Origin of the sequence: Shigella sp. FC1544 (assembly GCF_001722145.1) — a bacterium.
Classification (GTDB): Bacteria; Pseudomonadota; Gammaproteobacteria; order Enterobacterales; family Enterobacteriaceae; genus Escherichia; species Escherichia coli.
In genome coordinates this window covers 12,213-28,382 of the sequence record NZ_MECT01000288.1, presented here as the reverse complement: position 1 = coordinate 28,382, position 16,170 = coordinate 12,213, and the positions used below count along the sequence as shown (strand labels likewise).

General features: G+C 53.5%; 12 protein-coding genes and 2 pseudogenes. 10 read left to right on the top strand and 4 right to left on the bottom strand.

Going from position 1 to position 16,170, the window contains the following annotated elements; genetic code table 11:
* A pseudogene (locus tag BGK49_RS29525) lies at positions 1–133 on the top strand (IS110 family transposase); the annotation flags it as partial.
* Positions 134–171: 38 nt separating this feature from the next.
* On the opposite strand, the gene ibsA reads toward BGK49_RS29525, so the two are convergent.
* The 3 genes from ibsA to BGK49_RS29510 form a co-directional block, all read right to left on the bottom strand.
* On the bottom strand, positions 172–231 hold the full coding sequence (gene ibsA, locus BGK49_RS29520) for a type I toxin-antitoxin system Ibs family toxin (RefSeq protein WP_071528451.1): 60 nt from the start codon (positions 229–231) through the stop codon (positions 172–174).
* A gap of 271 nt (positions 232–502) precedes the next feature.
* Complete coding sequence (locus tag BGK49_RS29515) at positions 503–559, bottom strand: type I toxin-antitoxin system Ibs family toxin (protein ID WP_100249772.1); 57 nt, start codon at positions 557–559, stop codon at positions 503–505.
* 271 nt (positions 560–830) lie between these two features.
* Positions 831–887, bottom strand: coding sequence for a type I toxin-antitoxin system Ibs family toxin (locus tag BGK49_RS29510; RefSeq protein WP_100792650.1), 57 nt, complete (start codon positions 885–887; stop codon positions 831–833).
* Positions 888–1,165: 278 nt separating this feature from the next.
* Between BGK49_RS29510 and mdtA the strand changes: the two genes are divergently transcribed.
* The 8 genes and pseudogenes from mdtA to trhP all read left to right on the top strand — a co-directional run bounded on the left by mdtA (position 1,166) and on the right by trhP (position 14,178).
* Entirely contained in the window at positions 1,166–2,413 is a 1,248-nt protein-coding gene (gene mdtA, locus BGK49_RS14430) for a multidrug efflux RND transporter subunit MdtA (RefSeq protein ID WP_000679005.1), read from the top strand.
* Positions 2,413–5,535: a multidrug efflux RND transporter permease subunit MdtB gene (mdtB, locus tag BGK49_RS14425; protein ID WP_001197908.1), complete on the top strand. Its 3,123-nt coding sequence runs from the start codon at positions 2,413–2,415 to the stop codon at positions 5,533–5,535. Before mdtA ends, mdtB begins: the two co-directional genes overlap by 1 nt.
* The gene (gene mdtC, locus BGK49_RS14420; RefSeq protein WP_000667604.1) at positions 5,536–8,613 is read left to right on the top strand and encodes a multidrug efflux RND transporter permease subunit MdtC; all 3,078 of its coding nucleotides are present in this window, start codon (positions 5,536–5,538) and stop codon (positions 8,611–8,613) included.
* A pseudogene (mdtD, locus tag BGK49_RS14415) lies at positions 8,614–10,028 on the top strand (multidrug transporter subunit MdtD).
* Positions 10,025–11,428, top strand: coding sequence for an envelope stress sensor histidine kinase BaeS (baeS, locus tag BGK49_RS14410; protein WP_000675183.1), 1,404 nt, complete (start codon positions 10,025–10,027; stop codon positions 11,426–11,428). Before mdtD ends, baeS begins: the two are co-directional and overlap by 4 nt.
* On the top strand, positions 11,425–12,147 hold the full coding sequence (baeR, locus tag BGK49_RS14405) for an envelope stress response regulator BaeR (RefSeq protein WP_000137877.1): 723 nt from the start codon (positions 11,425–11,427) through the stop codon (positions 12,145–12,147). Before baeS ends, baeR begins: the two co-directional genes overlap by 4 nt.
* Positions 12,148–12,337: 190 nt before the next feature.
* Positions 12,338–12,670 (top strand): YegP family protein, encoded by a 333-nt coding sequence (locus BGK49_RS14400; RefSeq protein ID WP_000929408.1) that lies wholly within the window; start codon positions 12,338–12,340, stop codon positions 12,668–12,670.
* A gap of 146 nt (positions 12,671–12,816) precedes the next feature.
* Complete coding sequence (gene trhP, locus BGK49_RS14395; protein WP_000476014.1) at positions 12,817–14,178, top strand: prephenate-dependent tRNA uridine(34) hydroxylase TrhP; 1,362 nt, start codon at positions 12,817–12,819, stop codon at positions 14,176–14,178.
* Between the two features lie 330 nt (positions 14,179–14,508).
* On the opposite strand, the gene yegR is transcribed toward trhP, so the two are convergent.
* Complete coding sequence (yegR, locus tag BGK49_RS14385) at positions 14,509–14,826, bottom strand: protein YegR (protein WP_001318299.1); 318 nt, start codon at positions 14,824–14,826, stop codon at positions 14,509–14,511.
* Positions 14,827–15,231: 405 nt separating this feature from the next.
* Here yegR and yegS point away from each other — a divergent pair, with 405 nt between their 5' ends.
* Complete coding sequence (yegS, locus tag BGK49_RS14380; protein WP_000807369.1) at positions 15,232–16,131, top strand: lipid kinase YegS; 900 nt, start codon at positions 15,232–15,234, stop codon at positions 16,129–16,131.
* The last annotated feature ends 39 nt before the right edge of the window (positions 16,132–16,170 follow it).

Genomic DNA, 16,170 nt, shown 5'->3' with positions numbered 1-16,170 from the left:
GGCTTACTACACCCGCAAAATGAGTCAGGGAAAACGACACAATCAGGCGCTTATCGCCCTGGCGAGACGACGCTGCGACGTTCTGTTCGCCATGATGCGCGACGGGACTTTTTATACCCCGCAGGGGTCATAACATGCTTGACAACTTAATAGGGGCACCCCCTGGTGTTCTTAGTAAGCCTGGAAGCTAATCACTAAGAGTATCACCAGTATGATGACGTGCTTCCTCATAACCCTTTCCTTATTTAAGGCCCCTTCCTCGGGAGGGGCTTTCCCGTTTCAGCATCCCGCTGAAATCGTCGGCTTACCTCCTTTCGCCATGCATGCAGTCTATCGCTGACTTGCGGATAAAATAGTTTCCAGTGTGATTATTGCGTAACGTCTCGCAAAGAATATTTGCTGGCAGGATCGCAGACTGCAAAGCCTGCAGATTGACAATCTGACCGTGAAGGCATACTTTCAGGAGTGAGGGTTGAGCGGGGTTTCCCCCGCCCTGGTAGTCTTAGTAAGCTGGCCAGCTAATGACTAAGAGCACCACGATGATGAGTAGCTTCATCATGACCCTTTCCTTATTTAAGGCCCCTTCCTCGGGAGGGGCTTTCCCGTTTCAGCATCCCGCTGAAATCGTCGGCTTACCTCCTTTCGCCCTGAATACAGTCTATCGCTAACGCGTGAACAAAATAGTTTCCTCTGTGATTATTGCGTAACGACTCGCAAAGAATATTTGCTGCCAGGATCGCAGACTGCAAAGCCTGCGGATTGACAATCTTATCGTGAAGGCATACTTTCAGGAGTGAGGGTAGAGCGGGGTTTCCCCCGCCCTGGTAGTCTTAGTAAGCCGGGAAGCTAATGACTAAGAGCACCACGATGATGAGTATCTTCATCATGACCCTTTCCTTATTTAAGACCCCTTCCTCGGGAGGGGCTTTCCCGTTTCAGCATCCCGCTGAAATCGTCGGCTTACCTCCTTTCGCCAAGCATGCAGTCTATCGCTAACGCGTAGATAAAATAGTTTCCTGTGTTATTACTGGATGCGTGCTCGCAAATGTGCCCGCCATTCAGACGATTCCCGATAGTGTTTCATAATTCCTCCATTTTTCTCCCTTATTGGCTGGCTACACTAGTATCATTCCGCGAAACGTTTCAGGAAGAGAAACTCTTAACGATGAAAGGCAGTTATAAATCCCGTTGGGTAATCGTAATCGTGGTGGTTATCGCCGCCATCGCCGCATTCTGGTTCTGGCAAGGCCGCAATGACTCCCGGAGTGCAGCCCCAGGGGCGACGAAACAAGCGCAGCAATCGCCAGCGGGTGGTCGCCGTGGTATGCGTTCCGGCCCATTAGCCCCGGTTCAGGCGGCGACCGCCGTAGAACAGGCAGTTCCGCGTTACCTCACCGGGCTTGGCACCATTACCGCCGCTAATACTGTTACGGTGCGCAGCCGCGTGGACGGTCAACTGATGGCGTTACATTTCCAGGAAGGCCAGCAGGTCAAAGCAGGCGATTTACTGGCAGAAATTGACCCCAGCCAGTTCAAAGTTGCATTAGCACAAGCCCAGGGCCAACTGGCAAAAGATAAAGCCACGCTTGCTAACGCCCGCCGTGACCTGGCGCGTTATCAGCAACTGGCAAAAACCAATCTCGTATCCCGTCAGGAGCTGGAGGCCCAACAGACGCTGGTCAGTGAAACCGAAGGCACCATTAAGGCTGATGAAGCAAGCGTCGCCAGCGCGCAGCTGCAACTCGACTGGAGCCGCATCACCGCACCAGTCGATGGTCGCGTTGGTCTCAAGCAGGTTGATGTTGGTAACCAAATCTCCAGTGGTGATACCACCGGGATCGTGGTGATCACCCAGACGCATCCTATCGATTTGCTCTTTACCCTGCCGGAAAGCGATATCGCTACCGTCGTGCAGGCGCAGAAAGCCGGAAAACCGCTGGTGGTAGAAGCCTGGGATCGCACCAACTCGAAGAAATTAAGTGAAGGCACGCTGTTAAGCCTCGATAACCAAATCGATGCCACAACCGGTACGATTAAAGTGAAAGCACGCTTTAATAATCAGGATGATGCGCTGTTTCCCAATCAGTTTGTTAACGCGCGCATGTTAGTCGACACCGAACAAAACGCCGTAGTGATCCCATCAGCCGCCCTGCAAATGGGCAATGAAGGCCATTTTGTCTGGGTGCTGAATAGTGAAAACAAGGTCAGCAAACATCTGGTGACGCCGGGCATTCAGGACAGTCAGAAAGTGGTGATCCGTGCAGGTATTTCTGCGGGCGATCGCGTGGTGACAGACGGCATTGATCGCCTGACCGAAGGGGCGAAAGTGGAAGTGGTGGAAGCCCAGAGCGCCACCACTCCAGAAGAGAAAGCCACCAGCCGCGAATACGCGAAAAAAGGAGCACGCTCCTGATGCAGGTGTTACCCCCGAGCAGCACAGGCGGCCCGTCTCGCCTGTTTATTATGCGTCCTGTCGCCACCACGCTGCTGATGGTGGCGATCTTACTCGCCGGGATTATCGGTTATCGCGCCCTGCCCGTTTCGGCGCTGCCGGAAGTGGACTATCCGACCATTCAGGTAGTCACGCTTTACCCAGGTGCAAGCCCGGATGTCATGACCTCTGCCGTTACCGCGCCGCTCGAGCGCCAGTTCGGGCAGATGTCTGGCCTGAAACAGATGTCGTCGCAAAGTTCCGGCGGTGCGTCAGTTATCACCTTACAGTTCCAGCTAACATTACCGCTCGATGTCGCCGAGCAGGAAGTGCAGGCCGCGATTAACGCCGCCACTAACCTGCTACCGAGCGATCTGCCTAACCCGCCGGTTTACAGCAAAGTGAACCCGGCAGATCCGCCGATCATGACGCTCGCCGTCACCTCAACCGCCATGCCGATGACGCAAGTGGAAGATATGGTGGAAACCCGCGTCGCGCAGAAAATCTCGCAGATTTCCGGCGTCGGCCTGGTGACGCTTTCCGGCGGTCAGCGTCCGGCTGTTCGCGTCAAACTTAACGCTCAGGCGATTGCCGCCCTCGGCCTGACCAGCGAAACCGTGCGCACCGCCATTACCGGCGCTAACGTTAACTCGGCAAAAGGTAGCCTCGACGGCCCTTCCCGTGCGGTCACGCTTTCCGCGAACGACCAGATGCAATCCGCCGAAGAGTATCGCCAGCTAATCATCGCCTACCAGAACGGCGCGCCGATTCGTCTTGGCGATGTCGCAACCGTAGAGCAAGGTGCAGAAAACAGCTGGCTTGGCGCATGGGCGAACAAAGAACAGGCCATTGTGATGAATGTTCAGCGCCAGCCCGGTGCTAACATTATCTCCACCGCCGACAGCATCCGGCAGATGCTGCCACAGCTCACCGAGAGTCTGCCGAAATCGGTGAAGGTAACAGTGCTTTCCGATCGCACCACCAATATCCGCGCATCGGTCAACGATACCCAGTTTGAATTGATGATGGCTATCGCGCTGGTAGTCATGATTATCTACCTGTTTTTGCGCAATATTCCGGCGACCATCATTCCCGGCTTCGCAGTGCCGCTGTCGTTAATCGGCACCTTCGCGGTCATGGTGTTTCTCGATTTTTCAATCAATAACCTGACGCTGATGGCGTTAACTATCGCCACCGGGTTCGTGGTCGATGACGCCATCGTGGTGATCGAAAATATTTCCCGCTATATCGAAAAAGGCGAAAAACCGTTGGCGGCGGCGCTCAAGGGCGCAGGTGAAATCGGCTTTACCATTATCTCGCTGACCTTCTCGCTGATTGCGGTGTTGATCCCACTGCTGTTTATGGGCGATATCGTCGGGCGACTGTTCCGCGAATTTGCTATTACCCTGGCGGTAGCGATTTTGATCTCAGCGGTGGTGTCGCTGACCCTGACACCGATGATGTGCGCGCGGATGCTCAGCCAGGAGTCGTTGCGTAAACAGAACCGCTTCTCCCGTGCCTCGGAAAAAATGTTCGACAGGATAATCGCCGCCTATGGTCGTGGACTGGCGAAAGTACTGAATCATCCGTGGCTGACCTTAAGCGTGGCACTCAGCACGCTGCTGCTTAGCGTGCTGCTGTGGGTGTTCATTCCGAAAGGTTTCTTCCCGGTACAGGACAACGGCATTATTCAGGGCACTTTGCAGGCACCGCAATCCAGCTCCTTTGCCAATATGGCCCAGCGACAACGCCAGGTCGCGGACGTGATTTTGCAGGATCCGGCAGTGCAAAGCCTGACCTCATTTGTTGGCGTTGATGGCACTAACCCGTCGCTGAACAGTGCGCGTTTGCAGATCAACCTCAAACCGTTGGATGAACGTGATGATCGGGTGCAAAAAGTCATCGCCCGTCTGCAAACGGCGGTAGATAAAGTGCCGGGCGTCGATCTCTTCCTGCAACCAACGCAGGATCTGACTATTGATACTCAGGTCAGCCGCACCCAGTACCAGTTTACCTTGCAGGCCACGTCACTGGATGCGCTCAGTACCTGGGTGCCACAGTTGATGGAAAAACTCCAGCAGCTGCCACAGCTATCTGATGTCTCCAGCGACTGGCAGGACAAAGGGCTGGTGGCGTATGTCAATGTTGATCGCGACAGCGCCAGCCGTCTGGGGATCAGCATGGCGGACGTCGATAACGCCCTGTACAACGCGTTTGGTCAGCGGCTGATTTCCACTATTTATACTCAGGCCAACCAGTATCGCGTGGTGCTGGAGCACAACACCGAAAATACCCCAGGGCTTGCGGCGCTAGATACCATTCGCCTGACCAGCAGCGACGGCGGCGTGGTGCCGTTAAGCTCAATTGCCAAAGTTGAACAGCGTTTTGCGCCGCTTTCCATCAACCATCTGGATCAGTTCCCGGTAACGACCATCTCTTTTAACGTGCCAGATAACTATTCGCTGGGCGATGCGGTGCAGGCGATTATGGACACCGAAAAGACGCTGAATCTGCCGGTGGATATCACCACGCAGTTCCAGGGCAGCACCCTCGCCTTCCAGTCGGCGCTGGGCAGCACTGTCTGGCTGATTGTCGCGGCGGTGGTGGCGATGTATATAGTGCTCGGCATTCTGTACGAGAGCTTTATTCACCCGATCACCATTCTCTCGACGCTACCCACGGCAGGTGTTGGCGCCCTGCTGGCGTTAATGATTGCCGGTAGCGAACTGGATGTGATTGCGATTATCGGCATTATTTTGCTGATCGGTATCGTGAAGAAGAACGCCATCATGATGATCGACTTCGCGCTGGCTGCTGAGCGCGAGCAAGGCATGTCGCCGCGCGATGCAATCTACCAGGCTTGTCTGTTGCGTTTTCGTCCGATCCTGATGACCACCCTGGCGGCTCTGCTTGGCGCGCTGCCGCTGATGTTGAGTACCGGGGTCGGCGCGGAACTGCGTCGTCCGTTAGGTATCGGCATGGTCGGCGGCCTGATTGTCAGCCAGGTGCTGACGCTGTTCACCACGCCGGTGATTTATCTGCTGTTTGACCGCCTGGCATTGTGGACCAAAAGTCGCTTTGCCCGTCATGAAGAGGAGGCGTAAGTGAAGTTTTTTGCCCTCTTCATTTACCGCCCGGTGGCGACGATTTTACTGTCGGTCGCCATTACCCTGTGCGGCATACTGGGCTTCCGTATGCTGCCGGTCGCCCCGCTGCCGCAGGTCGATTTTCCGGTGATTATGGTCAGCGCCTCGCTGCCCGGTGCGTCGCCGGAGACAATGGCGTCTTCCGTTGCCACGCCGCTGGAGCGCTCACTTGGGCGCATTGCCGGGGTTAGTGAAATGACCTCCAGCAGTTCGCTCGGCAGCACGCGCATTATTTTGCAGTTTGATTTTGACCGGGATATCAACGGCGCAGCGCGTGATGTGCAGGCGACGATCAACGCCGCACAAAGTTTGCTGCCCAGTGGGATGCCCAGCCGTCCGACCTATCGCAAAGCGAACCCGTCGGATGCGCCAATTATGATCCTCACGCTGACATCCGATACTTATTCGCAGGGTGAACTGTACGATTTCGCCTCGACGCAGCTGGCTCCGACGATTTCGCAAATCGACGGTGTTGGTGATGTCGATGTCGGAGGCAGCTCACTGCCCGCCGTACGCGTCGGGCTGAATCCGCAGGCGCTGTTTAATCAGGGCGTCTCGCTGGACGACGTACGCACTGCCATCAGCAATGCCAACGTGCGTAAACCGCAGGGGGCGCTGGAAGATGGCACTCACCGCTGGCAGATCCAGACCAATGATGAGCTAAAAACCGCCGCCGAATATCAGCCGCTGATTATTCATTACAACAACGGCGGCGCGGTTCGTCTGGGCGATGTGGCGACAGTGACCGACTCTGTACAGGATGTACGTAACGCCGGGATGACCAATGCCAAACCGGCTATTTTGCTGATGATCCGCAAGCTGCCGGAAGCCAATATTATCCAGACGGTTGACAGCATCCGGGCAAAATTACCGGAGTTGCAGGAAACCATTCCGGCGGCGATTGATCTGCAAATTGCTCAGGATCGCTCCCCCACCATTCGCGCCTCGCTGGAAGAAGTCGAGCAAACGCTGATTATCTCGGTGGCGCTGGTGATTCTGGTGGTGTTTTTATTCCTGCGCTCGGGTCGCGCAACTATTATTCCCGCCGTTGCGGTGCCGGTTTCGCTGATTGGTACGTTTGCGGCGATGTACCTGTGCGGTTTCAGTCTCAATAATCTTTCGTTAATGGCGCTCACCATCGCTACTGGTTTCGTGGTGGATGACGCCATCGTGGTGCTGGAAAACATTGCCCGTCATCTGGAAGCGGGAATGAAACCGTTGCAAGCCGCACTGCAAGGTACTCGCGAAGTCGGTTTTACGGTGCTGTCGATGAGTCTGTCACTGGTGGCGGTGTTCCTGCCGCTGCTGTTGATGGGCGGATTGCCGGGCCGACTGTTACGCGAATTTGCCGTGACGCTTTCTGTCGCCATTGGTATATCGTTGCTGGTTTCTCTGACATTAACGCCAATGATGTGTGGCTGGATGCTGAAAGCCAGCAAGCCGCGCGAGCAAAAGCGACTGCGTGGTTTTGGTCGCATGTTGGTAGCCCTGCAACAAGGCTACGGCAAGTCACTGAAATGGGTGCTCAATCATACCCGTCTGGTGGGCGTGGTGCTGCTTGGCACCATTGCGCTGAATATCTGGCTGTATATCTCGATCCCGAAAACCTTCTTCCCGGAGCAGGACACTGGCGTGTTGATGGGCGGGATTCAGGCGGATCAGAGTATTTCGTTTCAGGCGATGCGCGGTAAGTTGCAGGATTTCATGAAAATTATCCGTGACGATCCGGCAGTGGATAATGTCACCGGCTTTACAGGCGGTTCGCGAGTGAACAGCGGGATGATGTTTATCACCCTCAAGCCACGCGACGAACGCAGCGAAACGGCGCAGCAAATTATCGACCGTCTGCGCGTAAAACTGGCGAAAGAACCGGGGGCGAATCTGTTCCTGATGGCGGTACAGGATATTCGCGTTGGTGGGCGTCAGTCGAACGCCAGCTACCAGTACACGTTGTTATCCGACGACCTGGCGGCACTGCGCGAATGGGAGCCGAAAATCCGCAAAAAACTGGCGACGTTGCCGGAACTGGCGGACGTGAACTCCGATCAGCAGGATAACGGCGCGGAGATGAATCTGGTTTACGACCGCGACACCATGGCACGGCTGGGAATCGACGTACAAGCCGCCAACAGTCTGTTAAATAACGCCTTCGGTCAGCGGCAAATCTCGACCATTTACCAGCCGATGAACCAGTATAAAGTGGTGATGGAAGTGGATCCGCGCTATACCCAGGACATCAGTGCGCTGGAAAAAATGTTCGTTATCAATAACGAAGGCAAAGCGATCCCGCTGTCGTATTTCGCTAAATGGCAACCGGCGAATGCCCCACTATCGGTGAATCATCAGGGATTATCGGCGGCCTCGACCATTTCGTTTAACCTGCCGACCGGAAAATCGCTCTCGGACGCCAGTGCGGCGATCGATCGCGCAATGACCCAGCTTGGTGTGCCTTCGACGGTGCGCGGCAGTTTTGCCGGCACGGCGCAGGTGTTCCAGGAGACGATGAACTCGCAGGTGATCCTGATTATCGCCGCCATCGCCACGGTGTATATCGTGCTGGGTATCCTTTACGAGAGTTACGTACATCCGCTGACGATTCTCTCCACCCTGCCCTCGGCGGGCGTTGGAGCGCTGTTGGCGCTGGAGCTGTTCAATGCCCCGTTCAGCCTAATCGCCCTGATAGGGATCATGCTATTAATCGGCATTGTGAAGAAAAACGCCATTATGATGGTCGATTTTGCGCTTGAAGCCCAACGGCACGGTAACCTGACGCCGCAGGAAGCTATTTTCCAGGCCTGTCTGCTGCGTTTTCGCCCGATTATGATGACTACCCTGGCGGCGCTGTTTGGTGCGCTGCCGCTGGTATTGTCGGGCGGCGACGGATCGGAGTTGCGCCAACCCCTGGGGATCACCATTGTCGGCGGTCTGGTAATGAGCCAGCTCCTGACGCTGTATACCACGCCGGTGGTGTATCTCTTTTTCGACCGTCTGCGGCTGCGTTTTTCGCGTAAACCTAAACAAACGGTAACCGAGTAAATGACAGATCTTCCCGACAGCACCCGCTGGCAATTGTGGATTGTGGCTTTCGGCTTCTTTATGCAGTCGCTGGACACCACCATCGTAAACACCGCCCTTCCCTCAATGGCGCAAAGCCTCGGGGAAAGTCCGTTGCATATGCACATGGTCATTGTCTCTTATGTGCTGACCGTGGCGGTGATGCTGCCCGCCAGCGGCTGGCTGGCGGACAAAGTCGGCGTGCGCAATATTTTCTTTACCGCCATCGTGCTGTTTACTCTCGGTTCACTGTTTTGCGCGCTTTCCGGCACGCTGAACGAACTGTTGCTGGCACGCGCGTTACAGGGCGTTGGCGCGCGATGATGGTGCCGGTCGGCAGATTGACGGTGATGAAAATCGTACCGCGCGAGCAATATATGGCGGCGATGACCTTTGTCACGTTACCCGGTCAGGTCGGTCCGCTGCTCGGTCCGGCGCTCGGCGGTCTGCTGGTGGAGTACGCGTCGTGTCACTGGATCTTTTTGATCAACATTCCGGTGGGGATTATCGGTGCGATCGCCACATTGCTGTTAATGCCGAACTACACCATGCAGACGCGGCGCTTTGATCTTTCCGGCTTTTTATTGCTGGCGGTTGGCATGGCGGTATTAACCCTGGCGCTGGACGGCAGTAAAGGTACAGGTTTATCGCCGCTGGCGATTGCTGGCCTGGTCGCAGTTGGTGTGGTGGCACTGGTGCTTTATCTGCTGCACGCCAGAAATAACAACCGCGCTCTTTTCAGTCTGAAACTGTTCCGCACTCGTACCTTTTCGCTGGGCCTGGCGGGGAGCTTTGCCGGACGTATTGGCAGTGGCATGTTGCCCTTTATTACACCGGTTTTCCTGCAAATTGGCCTCGGTTTCTCGCCGTTTCATGCCGGACTGATGATGATCCCGATGGTGCTTGGCAGCATGGGAATGAAGCGAATTGTTGTACAGGTGGTGAATCGCTTTGGTTATCGTCGGGTACTGGTAGCGACCACGCTGGGTCTGTCGCTGGTCACCCTGTTGTTTATGACTACCGCTCTGCTGGGCTGGTACTACGTTTTGCCGTTCGTCCTGTTTTTACAAGGGATGGTCAACTCGACGCGTTTCTCCTCCATGAACACCCTGACGCTGAAAGATCTCCCGGACAATCTGGCGAGCAGCGGAAACAGCCTGCTGTCGATGATTATGCAATTGTCGATGAGTATCGGCGTCACCATCGCCGGGCTGTTGCTGGGACTTTTTGGTTCGCAGCATGTCAGCGTCGACAGCGGCACCACACAAACCGTCTTTATGTACACCTGGCTTAGCATGGCGTTTATCATCGCCCTTCCGGCGTTCATCTTTGCCAGAGTGCCGAACGATACGCATCAAAATGTAGCTATTTCGCGGCGAAAAAGGAGCGCGCAATGAAGTTCTGGCGACCTGGTATTACCGGCAAACTGTTTCTGGCGATTTTCGCCACCTGCATTGTCTTGCTGAGCAGTATGCACTGGGCGGTGCGTATCAGTTTTGAGCGTGGCTTTATTGATTACATCAAGCATGGTAATGAACAGCGATTACAACTGTTAAGTGATGCGCTTGGCGAGCAGTATGCGCAGCATGGCAACTGGCGCTTCCTGCGCAACAATGATCGCTTTGTCTTTCAGATCCTGCGTTCATTTGAACACGATAATTCGGAAGATAAACCCGGCCCGGGTATGCCACCGCACGGCTGGCGTACCCAGTTCTGGGTGGTTGATCAAAACAACAAAGTGCTGGTTGGTCCGCGAGCGCCGATTCCACCTGACGGTACACGGCGACCCATTCTGGTCAACGGTGCGGAAGTGGGCGCGGTGATCTCCTCCCCCGTTGAGCGGTTAACGCGCAATACTGATATCAATTTCGATAAACAACAGCGGCAAACCAGCTGGTTGATTGTCGCTCTGGCAACGTTACTCGCGGCGCTCGCCACCTTTCTGCTGGCGCGTGGTCTGTTGGCCCCGGTCAAACGGCTGGTGGACGGCACGCACAAACTGGCGGCGGGCGATTTCACTACCCGCGTAACGCCCACCAGTGAAGATGAACTAGGCAAACTGGCGCAAGACTTCAACCAGCTCGCCAGCACGCTGGAGAAAAACCAGCAAATGCGGCGCGATTTTATGGCCGATATTTCTCACGAACTGCGTACGCCATTAGCGGTGCTGCGCGGTGAACTGGAAGCCATTCAGGATGGCGTGCGTAAATTCACGCCGGAGACGGTGGCGTCTTTACAGGCGGAGGTCGGTACACTGACCAAACTGGTTGACGATCTCCATCAGTTGTCGATGTCTGATGAAGGCGCTCTCGCCTATCAAAAAGCACCGGTAGATTTGATCCCACTGCTGGAAGTGGCGGGCGGCGCATTTCGCGAACGATTCGCCAGCCGTGGCCTGAAACTGCAATTTTCCCTGCCAGACAGTATCACCGTATTTGGCGATCGCGACCGTTTAATGCAGTTATTCAATAACTTACTTGAAAACAGCCTGCGCTACACTGACAGCGGCGGCAGCCTGAAAATCTCTGCCGAGCAGCACGACAAAACGGTGCGCCTGACCTTTGCCGACAGCGCGCCGGGCGTCAGTGACGATCAGCTACAAAAATTGTTTGAACGTTTTTATCGCACCGAAGGTTCCCGGAACCGCGCCAGCGGCGGTTCCGGGCTGGGGCTGGCGATTTGCCTGAACATTGTTGAAGCACATAATGGCCGCATTATTGCTGCCCATTCGCCTTTTGGCGGGGTAAGCATTACAGTAGAGTTACCGCTGGAACGGGATTTACAGAGAGAAGTATGACCGAGTTACCAATCGACGAAAACACACCGCGTATTTTGATCGTGGAAGATGAACCGAAGCTGGGGCAGTTGCTCATTGATTATCTGCGTGCTGCGAGCTATGCGCCGACGCTTATCAGCCACGGCGATCAGGTACTGCCGTATGTGCGCCAGACACCACCGGATCTGATCCTGTTGGATCTGATGCTCCCTGGCACCGATGGCTTGACGCTGTGCCGGGAAATTCGTCGTTTTTCTGACATTCCTATCGTGATGGTGACAGCAAAAATCGAAGAGATCGACCGCCTGCTGGGGCTGGAGATTGGCGCAGATGACTACATCTGCAAGCCGTACAGCCCACGGGAAGTGGTAGCGCGCGTCAAAACCATTTTGCGCCGTTGCAAACCGCAGCGCGAATTGCAGCAACAGGATGCTGAAAGTCCGTTGATTATCGACGAAGGTCGTTTTCAGGCTTCATGGCGCGGTAAAATGCTTGACCTGACGCCTGCGGAATTTCGTCTGCTGAAAACGCTCTCTCACGAACCAGGAAAAGTGTTCTCCCGCGAGCAATTGCTCAATCATCTTTATGACGACTACCGCGTAGTAACCGACCGCACCATCGACAGCCACATTAAAAACCTGCGCCGCAAGCTGGAATCTCTCGACGCCGAACAGTCATTTATCCGCGCCGTTTATGGCGTCGGTTACCGCTGGGAAGCCGACGCCTGCCGCATCGTTTAGTTTTAGCGACATTATTTTGTTAGCCGGAGATGGCGTTCAGACCCGATCCGGCAACATTATCCCACGCATGGTCAGCAAACTGACATTATCTCTCCGCCCTGGCAGGCATCAGAAAATCGCTCATACTTTAATCGGTAAACAGCACCTTTAGATGCTGTTTTCGATACACTATTTCAATCAAGGAGTCATTATGGCTGGTTGGTTTGAACTCAGTAAGAGCAGTGATAATCAGTTCCGGTTTGTGCTAAAAGCGGGCAATGGTGAGACTATCCTCACCAGCGAGCTGTATACCTCAAAAGCCTCTGCGGAAAAGGGCATCGCGTCGGTGCGTAGCAACAGCCCGCAAGAAGAACGCTATGAGAAAAAAACGGCAAGTAACGGCAAATTCTATTTCAATCTGAAAGCCGCTAATCATCAAATTATCGGCTCCAGCCAGATGTACGCCACCGCGCAATCTCGTGAAACCGGAATTGCCTCCGTTAAAGCCAATGGCACAAGCCAGACGGTGAAAGACAATACGTAATTACGATGCCGGGCGTGGGTTGTTGGCGTCCGGCGCTTTACCAGATCCCCCCACAGCGCTACAATGCCCGCCCTTAAAGTGGGGGCACTCCCCTAACCGCTTCATCAGGTGAAGCGGATCTGACCTGTCATCAGAACGAGAGAATTATGTTTAAACCGGAACTCCTTTCCCCGGCGGGAACGCTGAAAAATATGCGTTACGCTTTCGCTTATGGCGCAGATGCTGTTTATGCGGGCCAGCCGCGTTACTCCCTGCGTGTGCGCAACAACGAATTCAACCACGAAAATCTTCAGCTCGGCATCAATGAAGCCCACGCGCTGGGGAAAAAGTTTTATGTCGTGGTCAACATTGCACCGCACAACGCCAAGCTGAAAACCTTTATCCGTGACCTGAAACCGGTGGTGGAAATGGGGCCGGATGCGCTGATTATGTCCGATCCAGGGCTGATTATGCTGGTGCGTGAGCACTTCCCTGAAATGCCGATCCACCTCTCGGTGCAGGCTAACGCCGTAAACTGGGCGACGGTGAAATTCTGGCAGCAAATGGGCCTGACCCGCGTGATCCTCTCTCGCGAGCTGTCGCTGGAAGAGATTGAAGAGATCCGCAATCAGGTGCCGGATATGGAGATCGAGATCTTCGTTCACGGTGCGCTGTGCATGGCCTACTCCGGTCGCTGCCTGCTCTCTGGCTATATCAACAAGCGCGATCCGAACCAGGGTACCTGCACCAACGCCTGCCGCTGGGAGTACAACGTCCAGGAAGGGAAAGAAGATGACGTTGGCAACATCGTACACAAGTACGAGCCGATTCCGGTGCAAAATGTTGAGCCGACGCTGGGTATCGGCGCGCCAACCGACAAAGTGTTTATGATCGAAGAAGCCCAGCGTCCGGGCGAGTATATGACCGCGTTTGAAGATGAGCACGGCACTTACATCATGAACTCGAAAGATCTGCGCGCCATCGCCCATGTAGAACGCCTGACCAAAATGGGCGTGCATTCGCTGAAAATCGAAGGCCGTACTAAATCTTTCTACTATTGCGCACGCACCGCACAGGTTTACCGTAAAGCTATCGATGACGCCGCTGCGGGCAAACCGTTCGATACCAGCCTGCTGGAAACTCTGGAAGGTCTGGCGCATCGTGGCTATACCGAAGGTTTCCTGCGTCGTCATACTCACGACGATTATCAGAACTACGAATACGGTTATTCAGTTTCTGACCGCCAGCAGTTTGTTGGTGAGTTTACCGGTGAGCGCAAGGGGGACCTCGCGGCGGTAGCGGTGAAAAATAAATTCTCCGTTGGCGACAGCCTTGAGCTGATGACGCCGCAAGGCAACATTAACTTTACCCTTGAGCACATGGAAAACGCCAAAGGTGAAGCGATGCCGGTCGCACCAGGCGATGGTTATACTGTGTGGCTCCCGGTCCCGCAGGATCTTGAGCTCAATTACGCTCTGCTGATGCGTAATTTCTCCGGGGAAACCACGCGTAACCCACACGGTAAGTGATTAATTTCGATTATTTTTCCCGTATGGAAAATTCTTAGAAACCGATCACATACAGCTGCATTTATTAAGGTTATCATCCGTTTCGCTGAAAAACATAACCCATAAAATGCTAGCTGTACCAGGAACCACCTCCTTAGCCTGTGTAATCTCCCTTACACGGGCTTATTTTTTTATGCATAAGCCCTATCTCTGGTAACCGTCTTCCATTGACCACATCGATAGAATCCTCCTTCATAGCACGATGCCTTTCACTTATCGGCATCGTGCTCCCACAGGTTCCGGCTACGCACAGCCAGAACGCGCATATTTGACGCTTACCAAAAAATATTCTCACTCTCCACATTTGAATGTCAGACGAGCGACACCATGTAATCCTACACCTTCTGTCTTCAGCTCAACTATTTGCATTTTTTTGCCCTGAGTAACACAGAAATGAGTTGCATCATTTTTTACTATATTTTCTGCACCAGATATTCTACCCCTGGCTAAAGAAGCTTCGGCTTCGGTGTAGTATTGGTTATCGAGTTTACGCTGAATATTACTTTTATATGCAAGACCAAATTTACCGATACTTGTCTCATCATTATGCACAGCACAACCAGACATAATAAAAATACTAATTAATGATATAGCAGCTATCTTTTTCATCTCACCTTCCCCCATTAAATACCAACGACACTCTCTAGTGTTTAAATATAATAATGGCATGATTATTATAATTGAATAGGATTATAATAAATGTTCTGTACAACATTTCCTACATAAGTAGGAATTACGGACATTGAGGCCCTTCAGGGTAACTCCATGGGGGCTTTAATATATTATATTGAAGATGCCACTGTTTAGTTGAATATTAGGTATATGCTCTTTTTTGAAATTTATCGGTGGCAGCCGTTAGTATTCGCTGTCCCCATTGCAAGCTCCTGGTGGTAACCACTGAATCCTCCATACTTGAACTGACTTTTTATCCTCCGACTTTCATCCTGTTCTGACTCCACCTTTTGTTTTCTGCTCTACACTATCTACAGACCAATCATAAAGGCACATACGATCATGGCAGAATTTCCCGCCAGCTTACTGATTCTTAATGGCAAAAGTACTGACAATCTACCCTTGCGCGAAGCAATTATGCTGTTGCGTGAGGAAGGAATGACGATCCATGTGCGGGTCACCTGGGAGAAAGGCGATGCCGCACGATATGTAGAGGAGGCCCGGAAGTTGGGCGTCGCAACGGTGATTGCCGGTGGTGGCGATGGCACCATTAATGAAGTTTCTACGGCGTTGATTCAGTGTGAGGGGGATGACATACCCGCGCTGGGAATTTTGCCATTAGGAACCGCCAATGATTTTGCCACCAGTGTAGGGATTCCTGAGGTACTGGATAAGGCGCTGAAACTGGCAATTGCCGGTAACGCCATTGCGATAGATATGGCGCAGGTCAACAAACAAACCTGTTTTATTAATATGGCGACAGGCGGATTTGGGACGCGTATTACCACAGAAACGCCGGAAAAATTAAAAGCCGCGCTGGGTGGCGTCTCTTACATCATTCATGGCTTAATGCGCATGGATACTCTGCAACCGGACCGTTGTGAAATCCGCGGTGAAAACTTTCACTGGCAAGGTGACGCCCTGGTCATTAGTATTGGTAACGGGCGTCAGGCCGGTGGCGGTCAGCAATTGTGTCCGAACGCGTTAATTAACGATGGCTTGCTGCAACTGCGCATTTTTACCGGCGATGAAATTCTTCCAGCTCTCGTATCAACCTTAAAATCTGACGAAGATAACCCGAATATTATCGAAGGCGCTTCGTCGTGGTTTGATATACAAGCCCCACATGAAATCACTTTTAATCTTGATGGCGAACCGTTGAGCGGACAAAACTTTCATATTGAAATACTTCCGGCGGCGTTGCGTTGTCGATTACCACCGGATTGTCCATTATTGCGTTAATCAAACTATTCTCTCTTGAACCAGGGAGAATCCGTAATG